This is a genomic window from Leeuwenhoekiella sp. MAR_2009_132, assembly GCF_000687915.1.
Lineage (GTDB): Bacteria > Bacteroidota > Bacteroidia > Flavobacteriales > Flavobacteriaceae > Leeuwenhoekiella.
This window is the reverse complement of sequence record NZ_JHZY01000002.1, coordinates 823,157-847,860: the sequence shown is the minus strand read 5'-3', so window position 1 is coordinate 847,860 and position 24,704 is coordinate 823,157. Positions and strand designations below refer to the sequence as shown.

The 24,704-nt window shown below is 34.0% G+C and carries 27 protein-coding genes; 20 read left to right on the top strand and 7 right to left on the bottom strand.

The window, feature by feature from the left end:
- Positions 1–169 precede the first annotated feature (169 nt).
- Genes P164_RS03640 through P164_RS03630 form a run of 3 tightly spaced genes read right to left on the bottom strand, consistent with a single transcriptional unit; the run spans position 170 to position 2,773 of the window.
- Positions 170–487: a hypothetical protein gene (locus tag P164_RS03640; protein WP_125411744.1), complete on the bottom strand. Its 318-nt coding sequence runs from the start codon at positions 485–487 to the stop codon at positions 170–172.
- 45 nt (positions 488–532) lie between these two features.
- Positions 533–1,234 carry a DUF2490 domain-containing protein gene (locus P164_RS03635; protein ID WP_028375112.1) on the bottom strand — a complete coding sequence of 234 codons (702 nt, stop codon included), beginning with the start codon at positions 1,232–1,234 and terminating at the stop codon, positions 533–535.
- Positions 1,235–1,240: 6 nt separating this feature from the next.
- The gene (locus tag P164_RS03630) at positions 1,241–2,773 is read right to left on the bottom strand and encodes a DEAD/DEAH box helicase (RefSeq protein WP_028375111.1); all 1,533 of its coding nucleotides are present in this window, start codon (positions 2,771–2,773) and stop codon (positions 1,241–1,243) included.
- A gap of 250 nt (positions 2,774–3,023) precedes the next feature.
- Here P164_RS03630 and P164_RS03625 point away from each other — a divergent pair, with 250 nt between their 5' ends.
- Entirely contained in the window at positions 3,024–3,404 is a 381-nt protein-coding gene (locus tag P164_RS03625; RefSeq protein WP_028375110.1) for a hypothetical protein, read from the top strand.
- A gap of 73 nt (positions 3,405–3,477) precedes the next feature.
- Here P164_RS03625 and P164_RS03620 read toward each other — a convergent pair whose 3' ends face one another.
- Positions 3,478–4,203: an SDR family oxidoreductase gene (locus tag P164_RS03620; RefSeq protein ID WP_028375109.1), complete on the bottom strand. Its 726-nt coding sequence runs from the start codon at positions 4,201–4,203 to the stop codon at positions 3,478–3,480.
- A 142-nt stretch (positions 4,204–4,345) separates the two neighbouring features.
- Here P164_RS03620 and P164_RS03615 point away from each other — a divergent pair, with 142 nt between their 5' ends.
- The 5 genes from P164_RS03615 (at position 4,346) to P164_RS03595 (ending at position 7,842) form a co-directional block, all read left to right on the top strand.
- Positions 4,346–4,966 (top strand): YqaA family protein, encoded by a 621-nt coding sequence (locus P164_RS03615; RefSeq protein WP_028375108.1) that lies wholly within the window; start codon positions 4,346–4,348, stop codon positions 4,964–4,966.
- On the top strand, positions 4,963–5,244 hold the full coding sequence (locus P164_RS03610; RefSeq protein ID WP_028375107.1) for a DUF3817 domain-containing protein: 282 nt from the start codon (positions 4,963–4,965) through the stop codon (positions 5,242–5,244). Before P164_RS03615 ends, P164_RS03610 begins: the two co-directional genes overlap by 4 nt.
- Before the next feature lie 61 nt (positions 5,245–5,305).
- The gene (locus P164_RS03605) at positions 5,306–5,917 is read left to right on the top strand and encodes a M15 family metallopeptidase (protein ID WP_028375106.1); all 612 of its coding nucleotides are present in this window, start codon (positions 5,306–5,308) and stop codon (positions 5,915–5,917) included.
- Positions 5,918–6,239: 322 nt separating this feature from the next.
- Positions 6,240–6,962, top strand: coding sequence for a ferritin-like domain-containing protein (locus P164_RS03600; protein ID WP_028375105.1), 723 nt, complete (start codon positions 6,240–6,242; stop codon positions 6,960–6,962).
- Positions 6,963–6,987: 25 nt separating this feature from the next.
- Positions 6,988–7,842 carry a ferritin-like domain-containing protein gene (locus tag P164_RS03595; RefSeq protein ID WP_028375104.1) on the top strand — a complete coding sequence of 285 codons (855 nt, stop codon included), beginning with the start codon at positions 6,988–6,990 and terminating at the stop codon, positions 7,840–7,842.
- Positions 7,843–7,960: 118 nt separating this feature from the next.
- Here P164_RS03595 and yajC read toward each other — a convergent pair whose 3' ends face one another.
- Genes yajC through nusB form a run of 3 tightly spaced genes read right to left on the bottom strand, consistent with a single transcriptional unit; the run spans position 7,961 to position 9,729 of the window.
- Complete coding sequence (yajC, locus tag P164_RS03590) at positions 7,961–8,260, bottom strand: preprotein translocase subunit YajC (protein ID WP_028375103.1); 300 nt, start codon at positions 8,258–8,260, stop codon at positions 7,961–7,963.
- 10 nt (positions 8,261–8,270) lie between these two features.
- The gene (locus P164_RS03585) at positions 8,271–8,735 is read right to left on the bottom strand and encodes a DUF1573 domain-containing protein (RefSeq protein WP_028375102.1); all 465 of its coding nucleotides are present in this window, start codon (positions 8,733–8,735) and stop codon (positions 8,271–8,273) included.
- A gap of 46 nt (positions 8,736–8,781) precedes the next feature.
- A complete protein-coding gene (gene nusB / locus P164_RS03580) occupies positions 8,782–9,729 on the bottom strand; it encodes a transcription antitermination factor NusB (RefSeq protein ID WP_199907767.1) in 948 nt (315 codons plus the stop codon).
- 246 nt (positions 9,730–9,975) lie between these two features.
- Between nusB and P164_RS03575 the strand changes: the two genes are divergently transcribed.
- The 14 genes from P164_RS03575 to P164_RS03510 all read left to right on the top strand — a co-directional run bounded on the left by P164_RS03575 (position 9,976) and on the right by P164_RS03510 (position 24,580).
- Positions 9,976–11,733 (top strand): ABC transporter ATP-binding protein, encoded by a 1,758-nt coding sequence (locus P164_RS03575; protein ID WP_028375100.1) that lies wholly within the window; start codon positions 9,976–9,978, stop codon positions 11,731–11,733.
- Positions 11,734–11,801: 68 nt separating this feature from the next.
- On the top strand, positions 11,802–12,176 hold the full coding sequence (locus tag P164_RS03570) for a PUR family DNA/RNA-binding protein (RefSeq protein WP_028375099.1): 375 nt from the start codon (positions 11,802–11,804) through the stop codon (positions 12,174–12,176).
- 281 nt (positions 12,177–12,457) lie between these two features.
- Entirely contained in the window at positions 12,458–14,980 is a 2,523-nt protein-coding gene (locus P164_RS03565) for a M14 family metallopeptidase (RefSeq protein ID WP_028375098.1), read from the top strand.
- A 258-nt stretch (positions 14,981–15,238) separates the two neighbouring features.
- Positions 15,239–16,249 carry a tyrosine-type recombinase/integrase gene (locus P164_RS03560; RefSeq protein ID WP_051621179.1) on the top strand — a complete coding sequence of 337 codons (1,011 nt, stop codon included), beginning with the start codon at positions 15,239–15,241 and terminating at the stop codon, positions 16,247–16,249.
- A gap of 75 nt (positions 16,250–16,324) precedes the next feature.
- Positions 16,325–16,711: a DUF695 domain-containing protein gene (locus P164_RS03555; protein WP_316930196.1), complete on the top strand. Its 387-nt coding sequence runs from the start codon at positions 16,325–16,327 to the stop codon at positions 16,709–16,711.
- Positions 16,712–16,943: 232 nt separating this feature from the next.
- The gene (locus P164_RS03550; RefSeq protein WP_028374956.1) at positions 16,944–17,729 is read left to right on the top strand and encodes a tetratricopeptide repeat protein; all 786 of its coding nucleotides are present in this window, start codon (positions 16,944–16,946) and stop codon (positions 17,727–17,729) included.
- A gap of 535 nt (positions 17,730–18,264) precedes the next feature.
- On the top strand, positions 18,265–18,765 hold the full coding sequence (locus P164_RS03545) for a hypothetical protein (protein WP_028375095.1): 501 nt from the start codon (positions 18,265–18,267) through the stop codon (positions 18,763–18,765).
- A gap of 155 nt (positions 18,766–18,920) precedes the next feature.
- Entirely contained in the window at positions 18,921–19,532 is a 612-nt protein-coding gene (locus P164_RS03540; protein WP_159106004.1) for a hypothetical protein, read from the top strand.
- Between the two features lie 138 nt (positions 19,533–19,670).
- The gene (locus tag P164_RS03535; protein WP_028375093.1) at positions 19,671–20,138 is read left to right on the top strand and encodes a hypothetical protein; all 468 of its coding nucleotides are present in this window, start codon (positions 19,671–19,673) and stop codon (positions 20,136–20,138) included.
- Positions 20,139–20,689: 551 nt separating this feature from the next.
- Positions 20,690–21,496: a DUF4241 domain-containing protein gene (locus tag P164_RS03530; RefSeq protein ID WP_081817310.1), complete on the top strand. Its 807-nt coding sequence runs from the start codon at positions 20,690–20,692 to the stop codon at positions 21,494–21,496.
- Between the two features lie 156 nt (positions 21,497–21,652).
- Positions 21,653–22,210, top strand: a complete 558-nt coding sequence (locus P164_RS03525; protein WP_028375091.1) for a hypothetical protein — start codon at positions 21,653–21,655, stop codon at positions 22,208–22,210.
- A gap of 153 nt (positions 22,211–22,363) precedes the next feature.
- Entirely contained in the window at positions 22,364–23,116 is a 753-nt protein-coding gene (locus P164_RS03520) for a hypothetical protein (RefSeq protein WP_028375090.1), read from the top strand.
- Positions 23,117–23,243: 127 nt separating this feature from the next.
- Entirely contained in the window at positions 23,244–23,849 is a 606-nt protein-coding gene (locus P164_RS03515; RefSeq protein ID WP_028375089.1) for a hypothetical protein, read from the top strand.
- A 146-nt stretch (positions 23,850–23,995) separates the two neighbouring features.
- Positions 23,996–24,580: a hypothetical protein gene (locus tag P164_RS03510; protein WP_125411743.1), complete on the top strand. Its 585-nt coding sequence runs from the start codon at positions 23,996–23,998 to the stop codon at positions 24,578–24,580.
- The last annotated feature ends 124 nt before the right edge of the window (positions 24,581–24,704 follow it).

Genomic DNA, 24,704 nt, shown 5'->3' with positions numbered 1-24,704 from the left:
ACCAGAGTTTACGAAGCTTTTACTTGATTTTAATTCCTAGTTTCAATAGGCTGAATAATTCAGTATATTCTTAAAATCAAATAAATAGTAGGCAATTAGATTGTAAACATTAAAGTCTAATCTAATACCTCAAATGAAGTCAGAAACTTCTAAAAACCCCGAGAAGGGATTAAACTGATAAAACGGGTGGTGCTTTGTTGAGTGATCTTCCGAACGGAAATCGGGTAACTTTAATAAATTCAGTATAAAAAACGGAAACTTTATCTACTAAAATAGGCTCGTGAGCATTAAACTCAAATACAACCGGTAAATCTAAATCTAAGCTTTTTTTAGAATGCTGCGTGAGCAAACAAAGTTCACAGTGGCTACCTTTAGCTGAATCATTTGTATGAGAATACTTATGAAGATCAAGAATCTTAAATGAAAAGAACGCCAAAACCAGCATTAAACTGATGCCCGATTTTAATATGTTACTTTTCTTAATCACGCTTCAAATTTACTTATAAATGAACAGGACTAGTTGTTAAAAAAATTAAAAATTATGGAATAAACTCATAATTAACTGACCCTTAGTAGCTGTATTAGTAACTTCACGCATATAAGCGAGCTCTAAACGTAAAGGCTTATTTATTTCATACCCTAAACCGCTAAACAACCAGGTTCGGTCATATAGATTTACAGTGCCAGAACCCGTCTGTTTTTGACCATTTATAAAAACCTCTCCGGCAGCCCACAAATAGAGCGTATTAGGCACAAGCTCCTTATTATTTAAGGGTGCTCTTACATTCAAAGCGTAACGATAGCGCGTTCTAAAATCTTGATTTTGAATAAAACGCTCTTCAAACCGAATACGATGATTAAAGGAAATACGAGTTCCTATTTTTTGGCTCCACAATACGTCTTGATAATATCTATTTTCTATTGTTTGAGAATTATCTTCACCCGGGGTTCCAGAATTAAAATACGAGTAACCGGCAACAAGTTTTAAAGGTGTTTCTTTGATCTTATAAGTAAGTCCCGCTCTTAATATTAATTGCTGAAAGTCACTAGCTACCTTATAATTTCGATGCTGTACATCACCCATCACACCAAAACCACTTTCACCAAAGCCAGTACTAAAAAAATAACTATACCAGGCTCCAAGTTCACTATTACCAACCTGGGCATATAATGCAGCACTGTTAGAAAATGAATAAAACAGAATTGCTAATAAGGCGATTTTAAATTTGCTCATAAAAAGTTAGTTAGTAGCTGTAACACTGGCATACATTTGACTTAATTTCAAACGTAACTTGCGGTTGTAATCTTCTTCTAACCAATTTTTATAGTTTTTTGTATTTTTCATAATACAGTAAGAATACAGGCGTATTCTATATTGTATTTCGTCTTTAAGCTCACGAGCCAGAATACGAGCATCAAAAATGTCTTCAGAATTCTCAAAAACAATTTTTGCATGTTGATCTATAGAACGTTCTAAAGCTTCCTTAGATTTTAAGCCTTTTGCAAAAACATCTTCGTATTCTTTCTTTATATCGAAAGAAATATCAGCACTTTTACTAAATTCTGCACGTAACTCAGGAGGCATTACATATTCAAAATTGCGCTCTATTTCTTCGTCACTTACTAAATTTTCTAAATAAAAATCTGGATATAAGAAAATATCATTCCAGTCCATAGGTGCATCCCATAGACCAAAACGCGCCATATTATTTCCTAAATCAATAACTTCAAACTTCTTTTTATCGGGTAGAACACGTGAACCCCTACCTATCATTTGAAAATATAGGGTAAGCGATCGTGTTGCTCTGTTTAAGATAATCGTTTCTACAGATGGCTCATCAAAGCCGGTCGTTAATATACTTACAGAAGTTAATATAGCATCTGGTGTATGCTTAAACCACTTTAAAATTTGTTTTCGCTCTTTATTAGTATGCGTATTGTCAAGATGCCTCACATCATACCCTGCTTCCTTAAACGTCTCATAGACATAGCGTGAGGTATTAATACCATTATTAAAGATTAGGGTTTTAGTACCTTTTGCCTGTTCTTCATAAGCTGCAAGTAATTTTTCCTGCATGCTTTGATTGGTATATAAAATTTCAGAAGATTTTACGGTATAATCTCCATTTATACCTACCTGTAGTGTTTTAAGTCCTACATCATAGGTATGCATGTTAGCTTTCGCTAAAAAACCTTTTTCTATTAAAGATCCTATGCTTTCTCCTATAATAAGTTTGCGGTAGTTATCTTTCATAGGTAACTTCACATTAGAACTTAAAGGAGTTGCCGTAACACCTAATATAAATGCATCTTTAAAATAACTAAACAGTTTTCTAAATGAATTGTAATGCGCCTCATCTATAATGACAAGACCTATATCTTTTATGTCTATTTGTTCATCTTGCAAACGGTTATTTAACGTCTCAACCATCGCAACGTAACACATATAATCTTCATTACCTTCTAAGGTTTTAACTTTACTATTAATGACCATATTAGGTACATTAAATGTTTTAAGCATCTTAGAAGTTTGCGCAGAAAGTTCTATCCGGTGTGTTAGAATAACCACCTTTTTCTGTTTTTCCCTAATGTATCTACGTACTATTTCCGAAAAAATAACAGTTTTACCTCCACCCGTAGGAAGTTGATATAAAAGATTAAAATCATCTGGAGATTCTTCTATACAAGTAAAAATTCGATCAAGATCATTTTCTTGATAACTGTATAGTTCTTTGCCGCTGTCTGTGTCCTGTCCTATTGCCTTATCGCTCAAAAGTAGCTTTGTTTTGTAATGAATCTTGCAAAAATAAGGCATTTAAAGGGCTTCTCACAAGTTTAAATAAGGAATTAAATTATTTATAAGGGTTAAATATTTTTCTAAAATAAAAAAAATAGAATTGCTCTATTTTCAAGCGGTTACCACTAAAAAAAATAATGTTCATTAAAACATAAAAAAAGTAGCTCTCGAGATAACAAAAAAATACCTAATCTGTTACCTTTGTAACAACATTAAAAAATTCATTTTGAAGAATCAAAAAGCGATAAAACTATTAAACAAGCTCATTTCAGATGTTGAGCAAAATGGTATCATTACCAATACTGTTGTTGAAGATTTACAAAATCTAAGACCGTATGCTGTTGAAGAAGAACGCCCGTTAATAGCTAAAACTATACGATTAGTTTTTGAACATATTGAGGCTTACCAGACTTTTGATATTCCTATTCCTGAAGAAGAGCCTATTGAAGGTTATGAAGAGTTATTAGATGAGCAGGATAATAATTCAGAACCTGCTGAAAGTCTTTTATACCTTTTAAACCTATTAGCTGAACCTGAAAATAAAACAAACCGACTAGATTTAAGAGCTTACGTTGAAGCGATGCAGATCTACGCTGAAGAGAACTAAAAGTTCTACTATAATATTACATAAAAAAACACCCATTTTAATGGGTGTTTTTTTATGCTTAAAGCTAAAGTCTCTAACTTTTAGGTGGCTTAGATGGTCGTACTTCAATTTTACTTGGCAATGTACGCGGATTCATCTTTATCAAATCAACTACAAGCTCCCCTATATCTTCACTCTGAATTTTCCAGCTATCTTTTTCAGAAGGCTCGTGATCATTAAAATGAGTGGCTACCGAACCCGGCATAATCGTAGAGACTTTTATATCATCGTCCCTAAGATCTAACATCATCGCCTGTGTAAAACCGGTTAAACCAAATTTGCTGGCGTTATAAGCAGTACCACCTGCAAAGAAATTAGTTCCTGCAAGGCTTGATATGGTAAATATATACCCTTTAGCTTGTTTTAAATGTGCTAACGAAGCTTTAACACTATAGAAAACACCTGTCAAATTAGTATCTATAGTCTCTTGCCACTCCTCAACAGTTAAGTCTTTAATATTACCAAAATGACCTAAACCGGCGTTAGCAACCAGAACATCTAGCTTACCAAATTCTGCAATTAAATTGTTTACGGCCTGCACCTGACTTTCAAAATTTCGTACATCGGCTTTCAATCCTAATGCTCTGCCTTTACCTTTAAACTTTTCATTTAAATCTGCGGCAACTTCTTCAGCACTACTAAGTGTTCTACTCGTAATCGCTACATTCATTCCCAGTTCAAGAAGTGCTTCAGCAACTCCTCTACCTATTCCTTTTGTACCTCCTGTAATTAGAGCTACTTTGTCTTTAAATTTATCCATAGGCTAAAATTAACTTTAAATATACGCAGAAGAAAAACTCATATTTTAAAGTTTTCCCAAAACTGTATTAAGAAAATAATATAAAGGCGAACAACGTTGTTATCCTGTATTTCAAGAAGTATCTTTGCAAAAAATTAATTGGATGACTTCAGAACATAAAAAAGAGAAAAAGTCCAGACTTCAATTGTTACACCAGTATTACAAGTATACGGGGTTCTATTCATTTGTGGGCAGTAGTCTCAAAAAAGCCCTTACCCCCCTTTTAGTATTTGTAATAGCACTCGTATGTATTCATTATTTTGTAATTGATATAAATGATTTATTAATTAAAATGACAGACACCTTCCCTCCTTTTTGGGTGCTGTTTGTTTTCTTTGTTTCGGAAAGTATATTGGGACTTATACCACCTGAAATTTTTATTGCGTGGAGTGATAAAATGCCAGATCCTATTTTGTACCTGTCACTTATAGCAATTTTATCTTACGCCGGCGGAATTATTAGTTATTTCACAGGGCGCGCATCTACACGTATTCATGCAGTACATGAATATCTGGAGGTAAAAATGGCTAAACACTTAAAAAATGCCCGTAAATGGGGTGGTTTCCTAATTGTTGTGGGTGCAATTTTACCGGTTCCTTTTGCAGTAAGTAGTTTGGCAGCAGGAATGATTAAATATCCATTTGTAAACTACCTCCTTTTTGGTTTATTACGCTTTGTGCGTTTTGCAATTTATGGTGCAGCAATTTTTAATTTAGTTTCATGATTAAAGCTTTTCAGATTATAAGCATACTTGAAGGAATATCGCTATTGCTTATTTTATTTGTAACCATGCCTCTTAAGTATATTTTTGAAATGGGTATGCCTAATCAAATTATAGGAATGGCTCACGGTGTTTTATTTTTAGTTTACGTGGTTATGGCTATAGTATTTAAAACCGAATTAAACTGGAATTTTAAAACATTACTAATAGTTTTGGCGTGTTCAATTATCCCATTTGGGACTTTCTGGATGGATAAAAAATACCTGGCAGGCAAGGCATAACCGGTTTATTTTTATCTTTAAATTTCAGTTTTTTGAAGCTGAAGCAATTCAATTTTAATAAATGAAATTCTACTTCCTCTGCGTTAGCTTATTTATTTTCAGCTTTACAAAAGCACAAGAGACTAAAACCCAACTAATTCTTTTAGATACGCTAAAAGACGGTTTCACTTATGATATACGCTACGCTAGTAGTAATAATTTTTTAAAAGAAGCTTTCTATGACTGTGCAGCCTGTTATTTACGTCCCGAGGTTGCAAAAGCTTTAAAAGCTGCTAATCATTACTTTTGTGAGAAGGGTTATCGTATTGTACTCTTTGATTGCTACAGACCCGTAAGTGCTCAGAAAAAAATGTGGGCTGCTTTTCCCAATGCGCAGTATGTTGCTAATCCCTACAAAAGTGGTTCTGTACATAATAGAGGTGCCGCAGTAGATATAAGTCTTGAAAAATTAGATGGTACGCCGGTAAATATGGGAACAGATCACGATTTTTTTGGAAGAGAAGCTCATATAGATAATACAAATTTGCCAAAAAAAGTTCTTGAGAACAGACGGATTCTACAAGATGGGATGACGCTTTTTGGCTTTGAAACCATACGTACAGAATGGTGGCATTTTAATTACAAGAAAAATTATTCTTATAAAATAATCGATTTCAATTTTACCTGTGATTAATCATTCACAATAATAAATTCTACTTTTTTCCAATCGTGTTGACAGGTTTTTGTGTTCACAAATTACCCTTTTGAGACAAATTAGGGTTTTTTATTAGAAAAATCTCATTTATTAAAGAATAATAAACGCATTCTAAAAATTTATTTCTAAATATTTTATCATATTATCATTAACTATTTTTGATAATTACTGTTAAATAATGACCTAAAATGTCATTATATCTTAAACATTTGTTAAACAGACTTCTCTCAAAACCCTAATTACATTTTCATCGTAGGTTTCTATAAGTATTAATAACCAAAGAAATTCAAACGTTATGAAAATGAAAAAATCGATTGAGGTAAAAACTCAAACTGTAGGTAGAAACCGCAGAAACTTTTTAAAAGTGAGCGGCCTAGCTGTTGTAGGTTCTGGACTATTACTCGCATCTTGTAGTGATGATGATGATAATGGCAATATGATGGGAGGTACTTTTGACTTAGGTACAGGAGATGTTGGTGTATTAAATTATGCTTACGCATTAGAACAATTAGAAGCAGCATTTTATACTAATGTTGTAAATGGCTCATTCTATGCAAGTGCAAATGAAGATGAAAAAGCAATTCTATTAGCTTTATATAATCATGAGGTTAATCATAGAGAGTGGTTTAAAGCTGCAATTGATGCAAATGTGCCAGATCCAAATGCTCGATTAACTGCAAATTTAGAATTTGATTTTAGTACAGTAGATTTTTCAGATAGAGATTCTGTTCTTGGTACTGCAAAAGTTTTAGAAGATACGGGCGTTAGCGCATATAATGGCGCAGGGCAATATATACAAACTGCCGCCTATCTAACCCTTGCAGGAAAAATCGTATCTGTAGAAGCGCGTCATGCTGCAGCAATACGGTCATTAATTAGTGGATCTGCAGATTATACTGCTTTTGCTGGAGATGACATCATAGATTCAAACGGTCTTGACTTAGCTAAAAGTCCTGCTGAAGTTATCACAGCAGCCGGAGGATTTTTCGTGACACCATTTACATATAAAAATCCACAAGCCTAATTACTAACTATCAAAGACATTTAAAATGAATATTATAAAATTTTTAGACGAATTTACAACTGATCAACTTCAAGCTCCAATGTCATCAAGACGTGCAATTTTTGGTCAATTAGGAAGTATAAGTAAGAAAGCTGCAATGTTAGCTGTACCTTTTGGTTTAGCTACCGTAGGAAATAAATCATATGCTCAGGCTACTGGTGATGTTACCGGAGTTTTAAACTTGGCTTTAACCCTAGAATATTTAGAAGATGAATTCTATGCAAAAGCTTTAGATTCTGGAGTTTTATCTGGAAATGCAAAAGCTGAAGCTATATATATGCAAATTTCTAAGCATGAGTCTCAGCATGTAGACTTTTTAAGAGGAGCAATAGAGGCTCAGGGTGCAACACCAGTAACTAAACCAACTTTTGATTTTACTGTAGGTGGTGCATTTGATCCATTTAATGATAATAATTCTGGTAATGCTACAGCATATGCTCAATTATTAGCCTTAGCTCAAGCCTTTGAAGATACAGGAGTACGTGCTTATAAAGGGCAGGCTGCTAACTTAATAGGCAATCCTGGTGTTTTAACGGCAGCATTACAGATTCATTCTGTTGAGGCAAGACATGCTTCTGAAATTCGCAGATTACGCGGTCTAAATGGTTGGATCACCGGAAATCAAAGAGGTGCAGGTATGCCAGAAGCTACTCAGGCAGTATATAACGGTGAAGATAATCTTAATCAGGGAGGTGTAAATGTTATGACAGATATAGGTCCTGATCCTAAAAATAACAACGATACCCGCCCATTTTCAATGGCATCTGCTACAGAAGCTTATGATGAGATTCTAACTGGTGATGATGCTGTTGCAATTGCAAGCTTATTTATCGTACAATAATATCGAAAATAATTAATGGTTCTAAATTTTAAGTATTTAGGGTCATTGTTAATCTGAATAAAACAAAAAATCCCGATGCAAATGCATCGGGATTTTTTTTATAAAGAAGTTTGTAAAATTACTTTTTCTTAACAACCGCAGGTTTAGCAGGCTCATTAAGTTTTTTAGTTAATTCTAATGAGAGTGCAGAACGTTCAAAAATCATTTTGCCGGCTCCGCTCTCCAGTACTACTGTACTTTCATTAAGTTCTAATATCTTTCCGTGAAGACCACTTTTTGTAATTACCCGGTCTCCCCTTTTTAATGCTTCGCCAAATTTCTTTTCATCTTTTTGACGTTTCATTTGCGGGCGTATCATAAAAAGATACACGACGGCAATCATAAGGAGTATAGGTAAAAAACTTGTTATTTGTTCCATTTAGTGGTGCTTATCCGTTGTTTGTAGGTCCTTGTTCAGACTTAACAAATGCGGTAATTTTTACAGTTTCAGTTCCTTTTTGAGTATTAGATTTTACAGTTACAATTTTAGTTACTGCGTTCATACCACTTCCATTATACTTAACTAGAAGTTCTCCTGTTTCACCGGGAGCGATAGGCTCTTCAGGAAAACTAGGAACAGTACACCCACAAGTACTTGTAGCGTCAACTATTACCAAAGGTGCATCACCTGTGTTTTTAAATTTAAAAACATGTTCTACACCCGTACCACGTTCTATATTACCAAAATCATACTCACTCTCTTCAAATTCCATTTTAGGAAATGCAGTAGCATTAGCATCACGATTAGCTGCCATTTCTACGTTTTCGCCTTTAACTTTTTCAGATGCGTTGTCTTTACAACCTGTAAATGCTAATGCAGCTATTAAACCAGCTGCCAGAAATACTTTTTTCATATTGATATCATTTTTTAAAAGGGTCTCAAAAATACGATTTTATTTATTACTCAATTAGCCCGCGGCCAGCTTTGTTAAGCCTTCCTTCTAATTTGTATTTTTTTACAAGACGATCTAAAACACCGTTAATAAATATACTACTCTTAGGGGTTGAATATTCTTTAGAAAGCTCTAAATATTCATTAATTGTAACCTTTACCGGTATTGAGGCAAATTTTAAAAATTCACACAATGCCATTTTTATTAAAATCTTATCCAGTGTTGCGATACGATCCTGATCCCAGTTTGGGGTATTTCCTAAAATCTCTGCTTCAAACTCCGCATCATTACGAGAGGTACGCAGCAACAAATCTTTTGCGTACTGGCGATCTTCTTCATCTTTATACAATTTAGGTAAGATAGTAGATTCGGGAGAGTTTGGTTTTAATTTTGAAAGTCGCTTAATGATCGTCGTATTTACCACTGGTAAATCATCTATCCATGTGATTCTGTAATCTTCAAGATACTCGTATAACTTATCGTTAGGCGCTACCAGTTCTGTAAAAAATTGAATAACGAAATCCCGATCTTCTTTAAAGTCGGTTTCAGGCTTCAGCATATATTCTTCAAAGAACTCACTTTCTATAAGACTCTCATAAATAAGAACTACATACTCGCTATCTAAACGCCAGTTGTTAAGTTTTGCTTTTTTAAGTTCTTTTTGAAGAAGTTCATTTTCGGCAAGGCTTACGAGTACCTTATTGTTTACAAACTTTAGATTGGGATTTTTGTCAGACTCTGTCGCTAACATTTTTTGTTGAGATTTCTCTAAAAAATCTTTCGCGTGAGCGTGAATTTCTACCAGTAAATCTACCATTACAAGATACAAGTCGTACATCTGTGCCGTACTCGCATTCATAAATTTTTCTTCTTTAATCAAATCTTGGTTTTCAGATTGACTTAAGGCGTAAAGCGCTTGCATTACCTTTATGCGAATGTGCCGTCTATTGAGCATAGCTTTAAAGAACTTTTGATGTTTGATATATCAATTTTTTGAAGATGAGCATCAATAGGATGGTTCTCTTCAAAAACGCTGCAAAAATACATGATATCTAAGAGTTCTTAGCAAGGTATTTTGTTTTTTATCTCAAAAAACTCAAGCCCTCAAATACAGTCTAATCGTTTATCTTTGCGCCGCTGTTGATTGCACCTTATTTTTAACATTAAAAAATAGATTGTACGCAGCAGATTAAAATACGCTATGAAAGAACTGCAACACCTTAATAAATATTTTAATAAATATAAATGGAAGCTCATATTAGGCTTTTTCATTGTTGTTATAGCCCGCATTTTTGCCATACTTACGCCTAAATTTTCTGGCGATATGGTAAAATATGTCGAAAATTATATGACTAACGGAGGCCAAATCAGCGAATTAAAACATCAATTAATGATGACTTTGCTGATGTTGCTTGGAGCTGCATTACTTTCTGCATTTTTTACTTTTTTAATGCGACAGATGTTTATTGTGGTTTCCAGATACATGGAAGCCGATTTAAAAAATGAGGTGTATAACCAATACCAGAATTTATCTTTAAATTTTTATAAGAAAAACCGAACCGGGGATCTTATGAACCGTATAAGTGAGGATGTGAGCAAAGTACGTATGTATTTAGGCCCCGCGATTATGTACGGTGTTACCACCGTAATTTTATTTGCGACGGTAATCCCCTATATGTACTATACCGCTCCTACCCTAACGCTTTATGTAATTATACCGTTACCTATATTATCTGTGGCAATTTATCAATTGAGTAAATTAATTCACGCACGCAGTACTGTGGTTCAGCAATATTTATCCCATTTGAGCACGTTTACTCAGGAATCTTTTAGTGGAATAGGTGTAATTAAAGCCTACGGACTCGAATCTCAAACTTTTGAAAATTTTACAGAGTTATCTGAAACCAGCAAACAGAAAAACCTGGATCTCGTAAAAGTACAGGCGTTTTTCTTCCCGCTAATGATTGCCCTTATCGGCGCAAGTAATTTACTGGTGCTTTATATAGGTGGCAAACAATATATAGACGGAACAATACCTGATCTGGGCGTAATTGTAGAGTTTTTAATCTACGTAAATATGCTAACCTGGCCTGTGGCATCTGTAGGGTGGATCACTTCTCTGGTGCAACAAGCGGAAGCTTCTCAAAAACGAATTAACGAGTTTTTAAAAGAGCAACCTGAAATTGTAAATAATACAAAAGAACATACCCCCGTTACCGGAAGAATTACATTTGATAATGTAACGTTCACTTATGATGATACTAATATTACGGCTTTAAAAAATGTATCTTTTGAAGTAGAAGAAGGTGAAACACTTGCAATAATAGGTAAAACAGGCTCTGGTAAATCTACCATTCTTGAGCTTATAGCCCGCTTATACGATACTAATGGCGGTGTAATTCTAATAGATCAAAAACCTATAGAATCATTTAATCTAAAAGACCTGCGCACCAGTATAGGCTATGTGCCGCAGGAAGCCTTTTTATTTAGTGATAGTATCAAAGAAAATATAAAATTTGGTAACAGTAAAGCGACCGATGCCGAGGTAGTTGAAGCCGCAAAAAATGCCGTGGTAGATAAAAACATTGTCGAATTTTCTAAAGGCTATGATACTATTTTAGGCGAACGTGGAATTACCTTAAGTGGTGGTCAAAAACAACGTGTATCTATTGCCCGAGCGATTATAAAAGATCCACAGATATTGCTATTTGATGATAGTTTATCTGCTGTAGATACAGAAACCGAAGAAGAAATTTTAGCAAACCTAAAACGCATCTCTTCTCAAAAGACCACTATTTTAGTAAGCCACAGAATCTCTTCTGCAAAAAATGCAGACAAAATAATTATTCTTGAAGAAGGTGAAATTATACAGCGAGGGACTCATAATGACCTTGTAAAACAACCGGGATATTATCAAGAACTTTACCGAAAACAACTTGACGAAAAAGAAATGGAATAAAAATTTTGTACACCATTTAATTTTTTTCCATTTTTGAGTGCATAAAGCGTATCAATTAAACCAAGATTATGAGCAATAATGAAATGAAGGGGAATGATGAGATATTCTCGAAAGTATTAAGAGCAGGAAGACGCACGTACTTTTTTGACGTGCGATCTACACGTGCAGGAGATTATTACCTGACCATTACCGAAAGTAAAAAGTTTACAAATGACGATGGCTCTTTTCACTACAAAAAACACAAAATCTATTTATATAAAGAAGATTTTGAAGGGTTTTCAGAAATTTTAAATGAGATGACCGGTTACATTCTTAATGAAAAAGGAGAAGAAGTAATAAGTGAGCGTCACCAAAGCGATTACACTAAAGATGAAGATTTAGAAATTCTTGTAGAAGCACAGTCAGCCAAAGCTTTTACAGATGTAAGTTTTGATGATATTTAAAGCATAGCCTAATCTAAAACAGTTTAAAGCCGCATTATTTGCGGCTTTTTTTATGTCATACCCTGAACTAATTCTTTAATCCCAATAACTTATATATGCTCATTTATTAAATTAAAATCAATGCTTCCGTTATTACAATTTAGATTTTATTCCTAACAACTCCATTTAAACCCAAGCATTTAAAGCTACTCACGATGTAATTGTATTTTAATTAATATATTTAAACACGACGTTTAATCTTAAAATTTTCCGCGGAAGCGATATTAAAAAACTCTCTCTTTATGCAGCAATATGTACTCAGATTAGTGCTCCTTTTAGTTATTTTCCCTTTTTGCAGTGCTCAGGTAACTTCGCCTACGCTCGACTATTACCTTCCTAATGATGTTACTTACGATGCAGCGATACCTAAACCTCAGGATATCTTAGGTTATGTACCGGGTACCTGGCACGTGAGTCACGACTTACTTGTAAATTATATGGAGAAAATGGCAGCTGCCTCTCCCCGCATCACATTAGCGCGTCGCGGTGTCACTTTTGAAGGCAGACCGCTACTACTTTTGACCATCACTTCGCCAGAAAATCACGCCAATATAGAAAGCATAAAACAACAACATCTTGCGCTTACAGAAGCTGATGCAAAAAATTTAGATACTGAGAAGATGCCCATAGTGACTTATCAAGGTATGAGCATACATGGTAACGAGGCCAGTGGTTCTAATGCGGGATTACTTGCTGTTTACTATTTAGCGGCTGCACAAGGCCCTAAAATAGATGCGCTTTTAAAAAATACCGTTATTTTATTTGATCCTTCTTTTAATCCTGATGGGTTGCAGCGCTTCTCTTACTGGGCAAACACTAATAAAAATGTAACGCTTACCGCAGACCCTCAAGACCGAGAATATGACGAAGTATGGCCTGGCGCGCGTTCTAATCATTACTGGTTTGACCTTAACCGCGACTGGTTACCGGCACAATTGCCCGAATCTCAGGCCCGTATTCAAACCTTTCACGACTGGCATCCTAATATCTTAACAGATCATCACGAGATGGGCAGCAATTCTTCATTTTTCTTTCAACCGGGAATACCCAGTAGAACACACCCGCTAACCCCAAAATTGAATCAGGAATTAACTGCAGAAATAGGAACCTACCACGCTAAAGCTTTTGATAAAATAGGATCGCTTTATTATACTGAAGAAGACTATGACGACTTTTACTACGGAAAAGGTTCTACCTTCCCAGATATAAATGGAAGCATAGGTATTTTATTTGAACAGGCCAGTTCTCGGGGTCATTTACAGGAAACTGAAAATGGAATATTAACGTTTCCGTTTACAGTACGTAACCAGTTTACAGCATTCTTATCTACGCTAGAGGCAGCACAGGCAATGCGTACAAAACTGCTAGATTATCAACGCGATTTTTATGCTAAGTCTAGAGCTGAAGTAGCAGGAGATGCCTATATATTTGGCAGTAAAACAGATCCTGCACGCGCAACACTTCTCGCACAATTATTAGAACGTCATCACATTGCCATATATAAGGCAAAAGAAAATTACACTGCTAAAGAACTTTCTTTTACTACCGAAACCAGCTATGTAGTTCCTAAAAATCAAAAACACAGCCGCTTGTTGAATGCGATGTTTGAAAAGCGCACCACTTTTGAAGACAGCTTGTTTTATGATATTTCTGCGTGGAGTTTACCCCTTGCTTTTAATCTTGATTTTAGTGAGACCGCGCCGGCAGCACTTGCCGGCTCTAAAATAGATTCGGTACAATTTGAAGCTGCTCTTACACTAGCAACCAGTGACTATGCCTATTTATTACCCTGGTCAAATTATTATGCACCTAAGGCACTTAATAGTATTTTAAATAAAGGAATACGCGCAAAAGTGGCAATGCAACCATTTACTTTAAACAGTAAACGCTATGACTATGGTACCATTTTAATACCGGTACAAAATCAAGAGTTGACAAATGAAGAGTTGAATGCTTTTTTAGATGGAATTGCTAAAGCATCTCATTTACATATAGATCCTGTAAAGACCGGTTCAACTCAGGGAATAGACTTAGGAAGCCGCCAGTTTGAAGCGTTAAAACCTTTAAAGATTGCTTTGCTGGTAGGCGAAGGAATAAGTTCACTTGATGCCGGTGAAATCTGGCACGTATTAGATACCCGCTTCGCTATCTCAGTAACAAAGATAGACACCCGTAATTTAGGCAGCACAGATTTGAGCAGCTATACAACCCTCATTATGCCCAGCTCGTGGGGGTCAACTATAAGCGATGAAGAATCTGAAAAAATATCAACCTGGGTTCGCAATGGTGGTACATTAGTCGGTTTTAAAAATTCAGCAAAATGGATTAAAAGACAAGGACTTATTGATTTTAGCACTAAAGAAACCGAAAATCCTGCTGAGGGTATATCTTTTGAACAGCGTAGCGATTTTAACGGTGCGCAGGTAATAGGTGGTGCTATTTTTAAAGCTAAGTTAGATCGCTCTCACCCTATTGCCTTTGGTTATGAGTCTGATTATATTAATCTATTTAGAGATACCACACTATTTATTGAAGCTGATGAAACCAGTTACAAAAACCCAATACAATATACTGATGACCCATTGGTAAGTGGCTATATAAGTTCTATAAATCTAGATGCTCTTAAAGAATCCCGCCCATTTGTATACCAGTCTGCAGGTCGTGGTGATGTTCTCATCTTTACAGATAATACCAACTTTAGAGCCTTCTGGTACGGTACTAATAAACTGATGATGAACGCGTTATTTTTCAGTAAGGCTATGTAGTATTAGTTAAAAAAACACGTATATAATTCAATTTCATTAATTTAATGGCTTTACATACCTGTAAAGCCATTTTTTATGAATACTGTAGTTTGAGAACCTCTTATACATAGAAACGAAGCCGCATATAGTCTTCAATTTGAAAACAACTATATTAATCGCAGTAAGATAAAACGTATAGTCCACGTTAGCTATAGTAAAACTCACAGTTGTTTTTACATATTTGAGCGTTTTACCTCTTTACATACCTTATATAAAAATTTGCGTGACTTTGACTTTTTTGTAGACTATTCCGCATTTAATATATCGAAGCCTATACCAAAAGATATTGTAAAAACGAAACGCCAGAATTTAAGTAAAGATCATGTAGAACCTATAAATATTCCTATTCTTAAAAAATATGTGACGTATTTGAGAGGGAAGCGTTTTAGTGAAAGTACATTACGTACGTATTATAGTTTTGTTTTGGGCTTTGCCATTTACTTATCTAAGAAATCACTAGCAGATGCACAGCTTGATGATCTAAGTTTATATATACGAAGCTGTGTAAAAAACTATAACTATTCTGTAAGTACACACCGTCAAATGACAAGCGCATTTAAGCACCTCATACATTTTACGCCAAAGCTAAGCATTGAAGACTTAGCATTACAACAACCTAAGAAGTCAAAAAAGCTTCCTGAAGTTTTAAGTGCACAAGAAATACTTGATTTATTGAGAGCCACACGCAATCTTAAACATCGCGCACTTCTGGCACTCATATACTCCTGTGGCTTACGTATAGGAGAGCTTTTAAATCTTGAATTGCGTGATCTAGACATAGACCGAAACCAACTTCATATACGCCAGGGAAAAGGTCGTAAAGACCGGTATGTAGGGATGGCAGAAAGCTTTAAACCCCTTCTTTATAATTATCTTACCTCATACACTCCTAAACGATACTTTGTAGAAGGAGTACACGGCGAAAAATATAGTCCAGAAAGCATTCGGGCATTTTTAAAGCGTTCTTGCAAGCTGGCCAAAATAACAAAACACGTCACGCCACATACTTTAAGACACAGTTACGCCACTCATTTACTAGAAAACGGAGTAGACATACGTTATATACAAGAACTTCTGGGACATAGTAGAACGGAAACCACAATGATATATACACACGTAGGTAAAAAAGATTTACAGTCAATTGCCAGCCCTCTTGACCTTGTAGTTAAGCGATTATCTGAAACTGCTAAAAGCAATGAAAATATACTGTTATCACGCAACTTACACTGATAAAGCGTATATTTAGTTTTGATATAACCAGTTGGCGTTAATTTGAGAAAACCGAACAGAAATTAAAATTATGGGATTTTTGACAATATATTTAAGAAAAAAAACGAATCAAATTCATCGGAATTAATAACTGAAATTCCCGAAAGTTGGAGTGTTTCGACTGGAGAAAATAATGGAAAACCAATGTTTGTGCGGAAAAACGTTGCGTGCGACAAAATTGCTGGAAATAAAAATTATTCAACGAATTGCGGAATTGCTTTCAAAATGTTATCGCCAAATGCTGACGGATTACCTGACATTGAAAACGAACCTGAATTGGATAATCTCGAAGACGATATATTTGACTTTTTAGAATCCGACTTTAATTCAATTGTTCCAATCACTATTACGACTTCTGGATTTCGAGAATTTGTGATTTACACAAAAGATTTAGCGGAATTTAATGTGAGATTGGAAAATTAAAAAAGAAATATCCGAAATATGAGCTAACGACTTATAACAAAACTGACCAAAATTGGAATACTTATAAATCGTTTAAATAAAAAAACTAACGCCAACACCGTGTATAATTAATTGCTAGGTCACTGCCGACTTACGAACATTCCTGCGGAATATTCTATCTGTGATTTATTTGTTAAATTAGTTGCTTAACCACGCAACTAACCATACACATCAACGTTAGGGTGCATTTGAAATGAAAAAAATCACATACATCATATTATTGCTTTTCATTGTAAGTAGTTGCAAAAATTCGATTTCGGAAGCGGACAAAAAACGTGTGACTGAATTAAACGAAAAAGCAGTTGAATACAGAATGAATGGAGATTTGGAAAACGCAAAAAGAAATTATTCAAAAGCTATCGAAATTGACCAATCCAATACTTTTATCCGATATGAACTAATTGGAGTTTATGTTGAGCAAGATAGTCTGGAAAAAGCATTCGAACTTTTAGAAAAAATACCAGCTGAACAAAAAGAAACCGAATATTACTACCAAGTAAAAGGCGGACTTTATGAATTTAATGGACAAAAAGAACAAGCAATTGAAAACTATAAAAAAGCTCTTGAATTAACGGATAATCCAAAAGTTAAAGATGAAATGGATTTAAGTCCTTTGGTCAACTACGCAATGCTCGAAACCTTAGCTGGAAAAAAAGAGCAAGCCGTAAGTAGACTAAATGAAACTTTAGACTTGGATTGGCTAACTGAAAGCAATAAAGAATATCTCAAAACTTTCAGAAACGAATTTGAATTTTATCAAGGAAACGGAACTTTAGAATTTGACCCAAAAAGAGATATTATAATAAAAACAACAAATTCAGATAGTCTTGAATTAGTTTTAAGAAAAAATCATATAAACATTTCGGGAAGTAGTTCGAGTAATGGAAATGATACAACCGAAATTTATTTATCGGAAAAATATCGAACTGGAATAAATAAACTGAATATAAAAACGCACCCTAACAATGGCTATAAGTAATTGCTTGTTCTCGCCTACTTCTGAAAATCCTCGCGGATTTTCAGTTTGGTGTGTACTTGCAAAGTTAACCGCTAACCCACGCAACTACTCATAGCCGAGACCGTTGTAAAATATAAAATTTATTCAGATCTCTAATGAACGAAATATATTGAGTTTCATACCTCACTTTCTATTAAACTTACCAGTCTTACTCCTTCCCTAGTGTGGATTTTTTACTAAGGTCACGGATGAAAAAAATGATTTTCAAAACTGTATATAAGCCGTTCGCAAAAGCTACCCTAAAGGAAAAAATCATTTTTCTGTTTTAGTCGATCTAAGACCGATTATACATTTAACAACAATGCATAAAAGCAATAACGGAGCTTTTGTTGTTCGTTTATTAAAGGATTATAGTATTTTAGTGCTGTTGGTGAAAAGTAAATAACTCGGCTTTTTTCTGCCAACGCTAATAAAGCCAAAACACATAAAAAGCCGAAAACCCGTTAAAGCTTTTATGCGGGACCGTTGTGTGTAATGTCCAAAACCAAAATAACGAATGAATAGCACCCTAAAAAAGCTGAATATACTCGGATACTATCAATTAATTGGTGGAATAATCGGACTGTTATTTACTTTATATATTCTAATGAATCAACCTGTTCTGAATGGACCGTTAATGGTTATATATTTAATTGCCATAGGTTTAATGATATATACAATCTATTGTGGATTTTTACTAATCAAAAAGCAATATGAAAAGGGAATAAACTTTTCAATGATAAACCAAGCATTGCAAGTAATAGGATTTGGAGTTTTAGGTTATGGATTTAAATATACATCTGGAATACTCGCTGGACTTAAAGTTGACTTGACAAATGATTTTATAATTGGTCTGAATTTTAATGTGACAACTTGGAAAATGAATTGGAATTCTGACCCTGATTTGACATACATAAATATAAATTTTGTGGCAATTTTTATCCTTGGATTTATCTTTAAGGCCAAAGAAAAGTTTGACAACAATAAAAGTGAAATCGAATTATTTAATAACGAATAAAACACTACACACAACAACGGCTATAGTTCATTACGGCTGAAATTCCTAATCGGAATTTCAAGCCTTTTTGCTAAATTTATGGTTACAGCGGAATGATACTCGCGTACCATTCCGTAACGAAACCATAGCCAAGACCGTTAGCTACAATGCCGAAAATGAGAATCACAATTATAATATTAGTTACATTATTTCAGTATCAAACAATAATTGGACAGGAAGATTTAGGAATTTATATTTCTGATAATAAGCTATATGGAGAATTAGAAAATGGAATTCCTGAAAAAGATACAATCATTGAATTAAAAAATAACGGAATAATTTCAGGGAAAGGAGCTCTCGCTGTTAGCAAATACGGAGTTAGTGACCTAAAAGTTGGATATTGGAAAGAATACTCTAAAAGCGGAACCTTAAAAATGGAAGGGAACTACAAATTGGGCTCTTATATAGGCTGTGGTGCAGGAGGAGCGTTTCGTGCTTTTCATTATTACCGAACTGGAATTTGGAAAATTTATGATGACGAGGGTCAATTGAAATATGAACTGAATTTTGAACCGACTGAACTTCATATTGACACAACCTGTGAAGGCGGAGACAAGTTACTATTTGGAATCATAAAAGAAATACCTCTCAAATATTGGGGAGACTTGACAAGCGACAAAGTGTACGAATTACAAAAAATCCGAACTGAAAATGACAATGCTATTGGAATTTGGACACCTTTGAACGGAAAAATATTTATTGAGTCAAAAAGAAAAAAAGCACAGTAGCTAACACCGGCTATAGTTCATTGCGGCCGAATTTCCTCTCGGAAATTCCTGCGTATTTACTAACTTTGGTTTACGGCGGAATAGTTCTGCCGAACCATTCCGCAACGAAACCATAGCCAAACACGTTAGCCATAATTTATGACAACCATAGAATTAGGAAATATAAAATTAGAAATTAACCGAATAGAAACGGAAAAATTCTATGCAACTCAAAATGGATTTATTTGCGATTGTCCTGATTGCGTGGATTATGTAAGTAAAATTTCCGATGTTCAATCTGAATTAAATGGTCTTGACAAAAAACTAGGAATTGATTTGACTAAAGCTGTCGGACAAGGAATGGACGAATTAATGCCTCACGATTATGACAATCACCATTTATACGTGATTCCATATTATGTTATCGGAAAATCATACTTGAATGAAAAAGAATTGGACCGAGAAAACTCTGGACCGATTTGGCGGAATACAAAACGAGCGGAAATAAAGCTGACAGATAATTTATCGCTAACAATTATAAATACAACTGACGATATCGAAATTGATAATGCGGAAAATATTTTGACTATTTGGTTGGAATTTAAAACTGAATTAAGAACCGAATAAAAACTATGGCTAACACCGTATAAAAAAAATTGCTAGTTTTAGCCAAACCAAAGTTAGTTGCTCGTTTGCTAGCTTCTGATTTTCCTTCGGAAAATCCTCGCACACAAACACGCAACTTTCCTTATACATCAACGTTGTAAAATATAAATTTTGTTTAGATCTATAATGAACGAAATATATTGAGTTTCATACCTCACTTTCTACTAAACTTACAAGTCTTACTCCTTCCCTAGTGTCGCTTTTTTGCTAAGGTTGCGGATGGAAAAAATGATTTTCAAAACTGTATCTAAGCAGTTCGCAAAAGCAACCCTAAAGGAAAAAATCATTTTTCTGTTTTAGTCGATCTTAGACCGATAATACATTTAACAACAATGCATAAAAGCAATAACGGCGCTTTTGTTGTTCGTTTGTTAAAGGATTATAGTATTTTAGTGCTGTTGATGAAAAGTAAGTAACTCGGCTTTTTCTGCCAACGCTAATAAAGCCAAAACACATAAAAAGCCGGAAACCCGTTAAAGCTTTTATACGGGACCGTTGCCATTAATTTGAGAATGAAAAACCTAATAATAATTTATCTTTTGATTTTAAGCTTTTCAGCTTGTAATTCACAACAGAAAAATAACTCGGAAAAAGACCAAGAAATGTTCAACATATTTAAAAAGAAAAGCCAAAAGAAATCAGAAGTTCTCTCGCACGCAGATTACAACCAGATTTTTGAAAATGACACAATCGAAGGAATGCCGATTTCAGTAATTGAAATTGGGAAATTAAAAGTCCCAACAGGTAAAATAGTAGTGTGCGACCCACTTGTTACACCTGATATGAAACCACTAACTAGAGAGGTTAAAACAGGGGAATTTCCTATAAAGATTTATGAAGTTAAAACAGAAAAATCTGGAGACAGATATGCCATCGCAAAGTTGGAATTTAATCAAAAAAAAGCAATAAAATGGGTTTTAGCCTTAAGAGACGGAGAAGACATTAACGAATTGATTGACGAAGGAGATTTTTTTGGATTTCCTGTTGACGCTGGATTAGGTGGATTTTTTGACATTCAAGCTGGAGTGGAATATTTGAAATTTCAAGACGACTTTATGAAGTCAAACCCAAATGGGAATATTTATGACGAAATTTTTGCAATGGAATTTAAGAAAAGTGCAAAAGACCAAAATGACCCAAAGGATTATGGTAATTGGATAAACTTTAAACTTCCGAATTCTAACTTAAATATTACAATGTTTCAATCAGGTTACGGAGATGGAATGTATCCTGCATTTTGGGGAATTGATAAAAACGGAGAAATAACTTCATTGGTAATTGATTTTTTTGTTGTGCTTTTACCAGAAGACGATGAATAAAAAACTAATGGCAACACCGTGTATAATTAATAGCTAGTTCTCGCCTACTTGCGAAAATCCTCGCGGATTTTCTATCTGGTGTTTATTTGCTAAATTAGTTGCTTAAACACGCCACTAATCATACACATCAACGTTGTGCAACATTAACAAACCGCGATGAAACTTATAATTGCAATTGTAATCCTGTTATTTCTCCCTTTTAAATCTTCTTCACCAAATTTCTGTGTTTGTTCAAAATTGGATAATAAAAATGTAGCGGAAATGAAAAAAAATAGTGACGTAATTGTAATCGGAAAATTCACTCAACGAATACCAGTTGACAGATACGATCAAGAATCGAATTTGAACGGATATTTCAAAATTGATTCAATTATAAAAGGGCCGAACGATCTTGAAAATCTTGTTATAAATCAATTTTCTACTGGAAATTGCCAAGAATTATTTGAACTTGACAAAGAATATTTAGTGCTTGGTATTCACATAAAGGGATTTAAGGCTTTGAAAGCTCAAAATAAATCTGACAAATCAGACAGTGAACATTTGCAACCACCGCCCTCAAATGAAATTCATAATTCTATAATGGACTGTTTTTCGTCGGATAAACGAACTTTGAAAAAATGGAATAAAATAGCAGATAGAAATTATGTTATTCATACTAATCAGTGTTCTACTTATAAGTTAAGTGGGAAGTTTGCTAAAATGTTCCTTGAATAAAACAATGTTGCACAACATTGGCTATATGCCATAGCTGCTTCCCTGAACTTTTGGAAAATCCTACGGATTTTCTCTAGCCAGTTTCTTTTTATTATCTTAGTTTATAAAACCACGCTACGGACACATAGCCGAGACCGTTGGCAGTAAGCTGAAATGAACGAAACGCATAAAAGACAAATTCGGAATCATTCCATAATTATTTTAATTGGAATTTTAATTATCATAGTATTTGGAAATGAAACTTCTTGGTTGAGATATTTTAACATTTTAGCTATCTTAATAATATTGAGAAGTTTAATTTGGTTTATTTCTAACTCTGAAGAAATCCTATTTTATATTTTTCCAACGAAAACAATTCGTGAGAAAAAACCAAAACTAAAAGATAAAATTTGGAGTCACCTATCAATGGTTTTATTTTTTTCCGGGCTAGTATTTTTAATATTTCAAATGGGCAATATTGAAAATATAATTGAGGAGTCAAGTTTTTGGAAAAATTTTGGCTTTTTAGGATTTAGTTTCAGTTTAATTGGCTTGTTTTTTCTTTATAAATTTCAACCTTCAGTATTTAGTGAAAGCGGAAGGAGATATTCGGTCATTTTTGGTTTTGTTTTTGGCTTAACAGGATTAACTATTTCAACTACAAGTTTTCTGAATAAAAAAAATGCCGAAAAACAAACAGTGCTTACTGAATTTACTATTAATCGAAAAAGTACTGGTGGAAAAAAGAATAGGTCACATTGGATTTTTATTAAAATAAAAGAATCTGAAAGAAGGTTTGAAATAAAACCGAACTTGTGGAATAAATTAAAAGTTGGAGATAGAGTTTTATTAGAATTACAAAAGGGACATTTTGAATACGATTTTGTGAGAAAAATAAAGCCTACTGCCAACACCGTGTATAATTAATGGCTGGTTCTCGACTAATTACGAAAATCCTTGCGGATTTTCTATTCGGTTTTTATTTGCTAAATCAGGTGCTGATACACGCCACAAATCATACACAAACACGTTGGCAAACATTTGAGAAAAACCTATGACAAGACAATTTACACTTCTGATTTTATTCACTTTTGTTCTAATAGGATGTTCAAGTTCGAAAAAACTGAACTTATGGACAAAACAATCTAAAATCGGAGAAGTAAAAAAGTTTGAATCTGAATTAAATCCCGATTTAGAATTTATAGAAATGAACGTTAGTCTGTCGGAAAGTATATTTCCGAGAGTAAAGGAGTTTGATATGTCAAAACCCCTAATTGTTCGCAGAGAAAAAACAAGTTTACTACCAATTTATGCGGAATATTTTTACTCAAAATCTGACTCAATCTTGAGATATATTAGTTACGATTGGGAAAATAATCGTTACGGGAACTACAACGACAAGAAAAAAGATTGGGAAAAACAAAGTACTAAACTGATTGAATATAATTCGGAATATGAACGAATTAAAAAGCAACTGATTAAAGAATTCAATCAACCGATTAAACAAGACAATGGACCACAAGAAACGAAATCTGATTATGGTGGACCAGATTATTTGTCTCGGAATACAATATGGGAATCGGACAAAAGATTTATGAAATTAAATATGATTTTCGGAGCATCAACATATAGAATCCGATTATATTATTACTGGAAATAAAAAACGATTTGCCAACAACGTGTATAATTAATGGTTGGTTCACGCCTACTTACGAAAATCCTCGCGGATTTTCTATTCGGTTTTTATTTGCTAAGTTAGGTGTGTGGAACACGCCACTAATCATACACAAAACCGTTAGCCACAATATGACCAAAACCCAAATGATAAATTTAACTAAGAAAATTCATTTCTACCTTTTGGGTTTTGGTCTGTTGAATTTCGCACTGAAAAGCATAATTGAAATAAGTCTAAATTACAGTTTAGCTTATTTCATAACTATTCTGATTTATATTAGTGGATTTTTAATGTTTTTCTTGAGTTTACGACCTTTTAAAAAAATAGCGATTTATTTTTCAATCTATATAATCACACCAATTTTTACTTTGCTTTTTTGGTTGTTTGGCGGAATATTTCTTGCTATTTTGGCTTCGATAGTTCTCTACCCAATTTATCCTAATGAAATAAAAGCGGAGAATGGAAAAATTGTTATTCACACAAAACATCAAGGATTTTTGGGACGCTGTTGTACATATAATGTGACTGAAAAAAAATACTTGTTGCTGGAAAAAAAAATAGCGGAAATAAATCTCGAAGAAGTAATCGGTTTTGAAAATGTTTCGATTAAATCAATTAACGAAAAGACGGAATTAAAAATTAAGTATAAAAAAAATATTTACGGAACTGAACGAAATATAGAAACCGATACTATAATTACAATTATTAAAAAATAAATACAGTGGCTAACACCGTGTAAAAAACATTGCTTATTTTAGTTCAATCGTTTGGTCGTTGCTTTGTTTGCTAGCTTCTGATTTTCCTTCGAAAAATCCTCGCACTCAAACACGCAACGTTCCT

Excerpts from the sequence above, each read along its gene's own strand:
- P164_RS03515 (WP_028375089.1), top strand. The coding sequence starts at position 23,244 with ATGACAAGACAATTTACACTTCTGATTTTATTCACTTTTGTTCTAATA.
- P164_RS03620 (WP_028375109.1), bottom strand. The coding sequence starts at position 4,203 with ATGGATAAATTTAAAGACAAAGTAGCTCTAATTACAGGAGGTACAAAA.
- P164_RS03525 (WP_028375091.1), top strand. The coding sequence starts at position 21,653 with ATGAAACTTATAATTGCAATTGTAATCCTGTTATTTCTCCCTTTTAAA.
- P164_RS03635 (WP_028375112.1), bottom strand. The coding sequence starts at position 1,234 with ATGAGCAAATTTAAAATCGCCTTATTAGCAATTCTGTTTTATTCATTT.
- P164_RS03550 (WP_028374956.1), top strand. The coding sequence starts at position 16,944 with ATGAAAAAAATCACATACATCATATTATTGCTTTTCATTGTAAGTAGT.
- P164_RS03530 (WP_081817310.1), top strand. The coding sequence starts at position 20,690 with ATGAAAAACCTAATAATAATTTATCTTTTGATTTTAAGCTTTTCAGCT.
- P164_RS03595 (WP_028375104.1), top strand. The coding sequence starts at position 6,988 with ATGAATATTATAAAATTTTTAGACGAATTTACAACTGATCAACTTCAA.
- P164_RS03600 (WP_028375105.1), top strand. The coding sequence starts at position 6,240 with ATGAAAAAATCGATTGAGGTAAAAACTCAAACTGTAGGTAGAAACCGC.
- P164_RS03565 (WP_028375098.1), top strand. The coding sequence starts at position 12,458 with ATGCAGCAATATGTACTCAGATTAGTGCTCCTTTTAGTTATTTTCCCT.
- P164_RS03510 (WP_125411743.1), top strand. The coding sequence starts at position 23,996 with ATGACCAAAACCCAAATGATAAATTTAACTAAGAAAATTCATTTCTAC.
- nusB (WP_199907767.1), bottom strand. The coding sequence starts at position 9,729 with ATGCTCAATAGACGGCACATTCGCATAAAGGTAATGCAAGCGCTTTAC.
- P164_RS03610 (WP_028375107.1), top strand. The coding sequence starts at position 4,963 with ATGATTAAAGCTTTTCAGATTATAAGCATACTTGAAGGAATATCGCTA.
- P164_RS03540 (WP_159106004.1), top strand. The coding sequence starts at position 18,921 with ATGAGAATCACAATTATAATATTAGTTACATTATTTCAGTATCAAACA.
- P164_RS03585 (WP_028375102.1), bottom strand. The coding sequence starts at position 8,735 with ATGAAAAAAGTATTTCTGGCAGCTGGTTTAATAGCTGCATTAGCATTT.
- P164_RS03570 (WP_028375099.1), top strand. The coding sequence starts at position 11,802 with ATGAGCAATAATGAAATGAAGGGGAATGATGAGATATTCTCGAAAGTA.
- P164_RS03520 (WP_028375090.1), top strand. The coding sequence starts at position 22,364 with ATGAACGAAACGCATAAAAGACAAATTCGGAATCATTCCATAATTATT.
- P164_RS03615 (WP_028375108.1), top strand. The coding sequence starts at position 4,346 with ATGACTTCAGAACATAAAAAAGAGAAAAAGTCCAGACTTCAATTGTTA.
- P164_RS03575 (WP_028375100.1), top strand. The coding sequence starts at position 9,976 with ATGAAAGAACTGCAACACCTTAATAAATATTTTAATAAATATAAATGG.
- yajC (WP_028375103.1), bottom strand. The coding sequence starts at position 8,260 with ATGGAACAAATAACAAGTTTTTTACCTATACTCCTTATGATTGCCGTC.
- P164_RS03535 (WP_028375093.1), top strand. The coding sequence starts at position 19,671 with ATGACAACCATAGAATTAGGAAATATAAAATTAGAAATTAACCGAATA.
- P164_RS03545 (WP_028375095.1), top strand. The coding sequence starts at position 18,265 with ATGAATAGCACCCTAAAAAAGCTGAATATACTCGGATACTATCAATTA.
- P164_RS03605 (WP_028375106.1), top strand. The coding sequence starts at position 5,306 with ATGAAATTCTACTTCCTCTGCGTTAGCTTATTTATTTTCAGCTTTACA.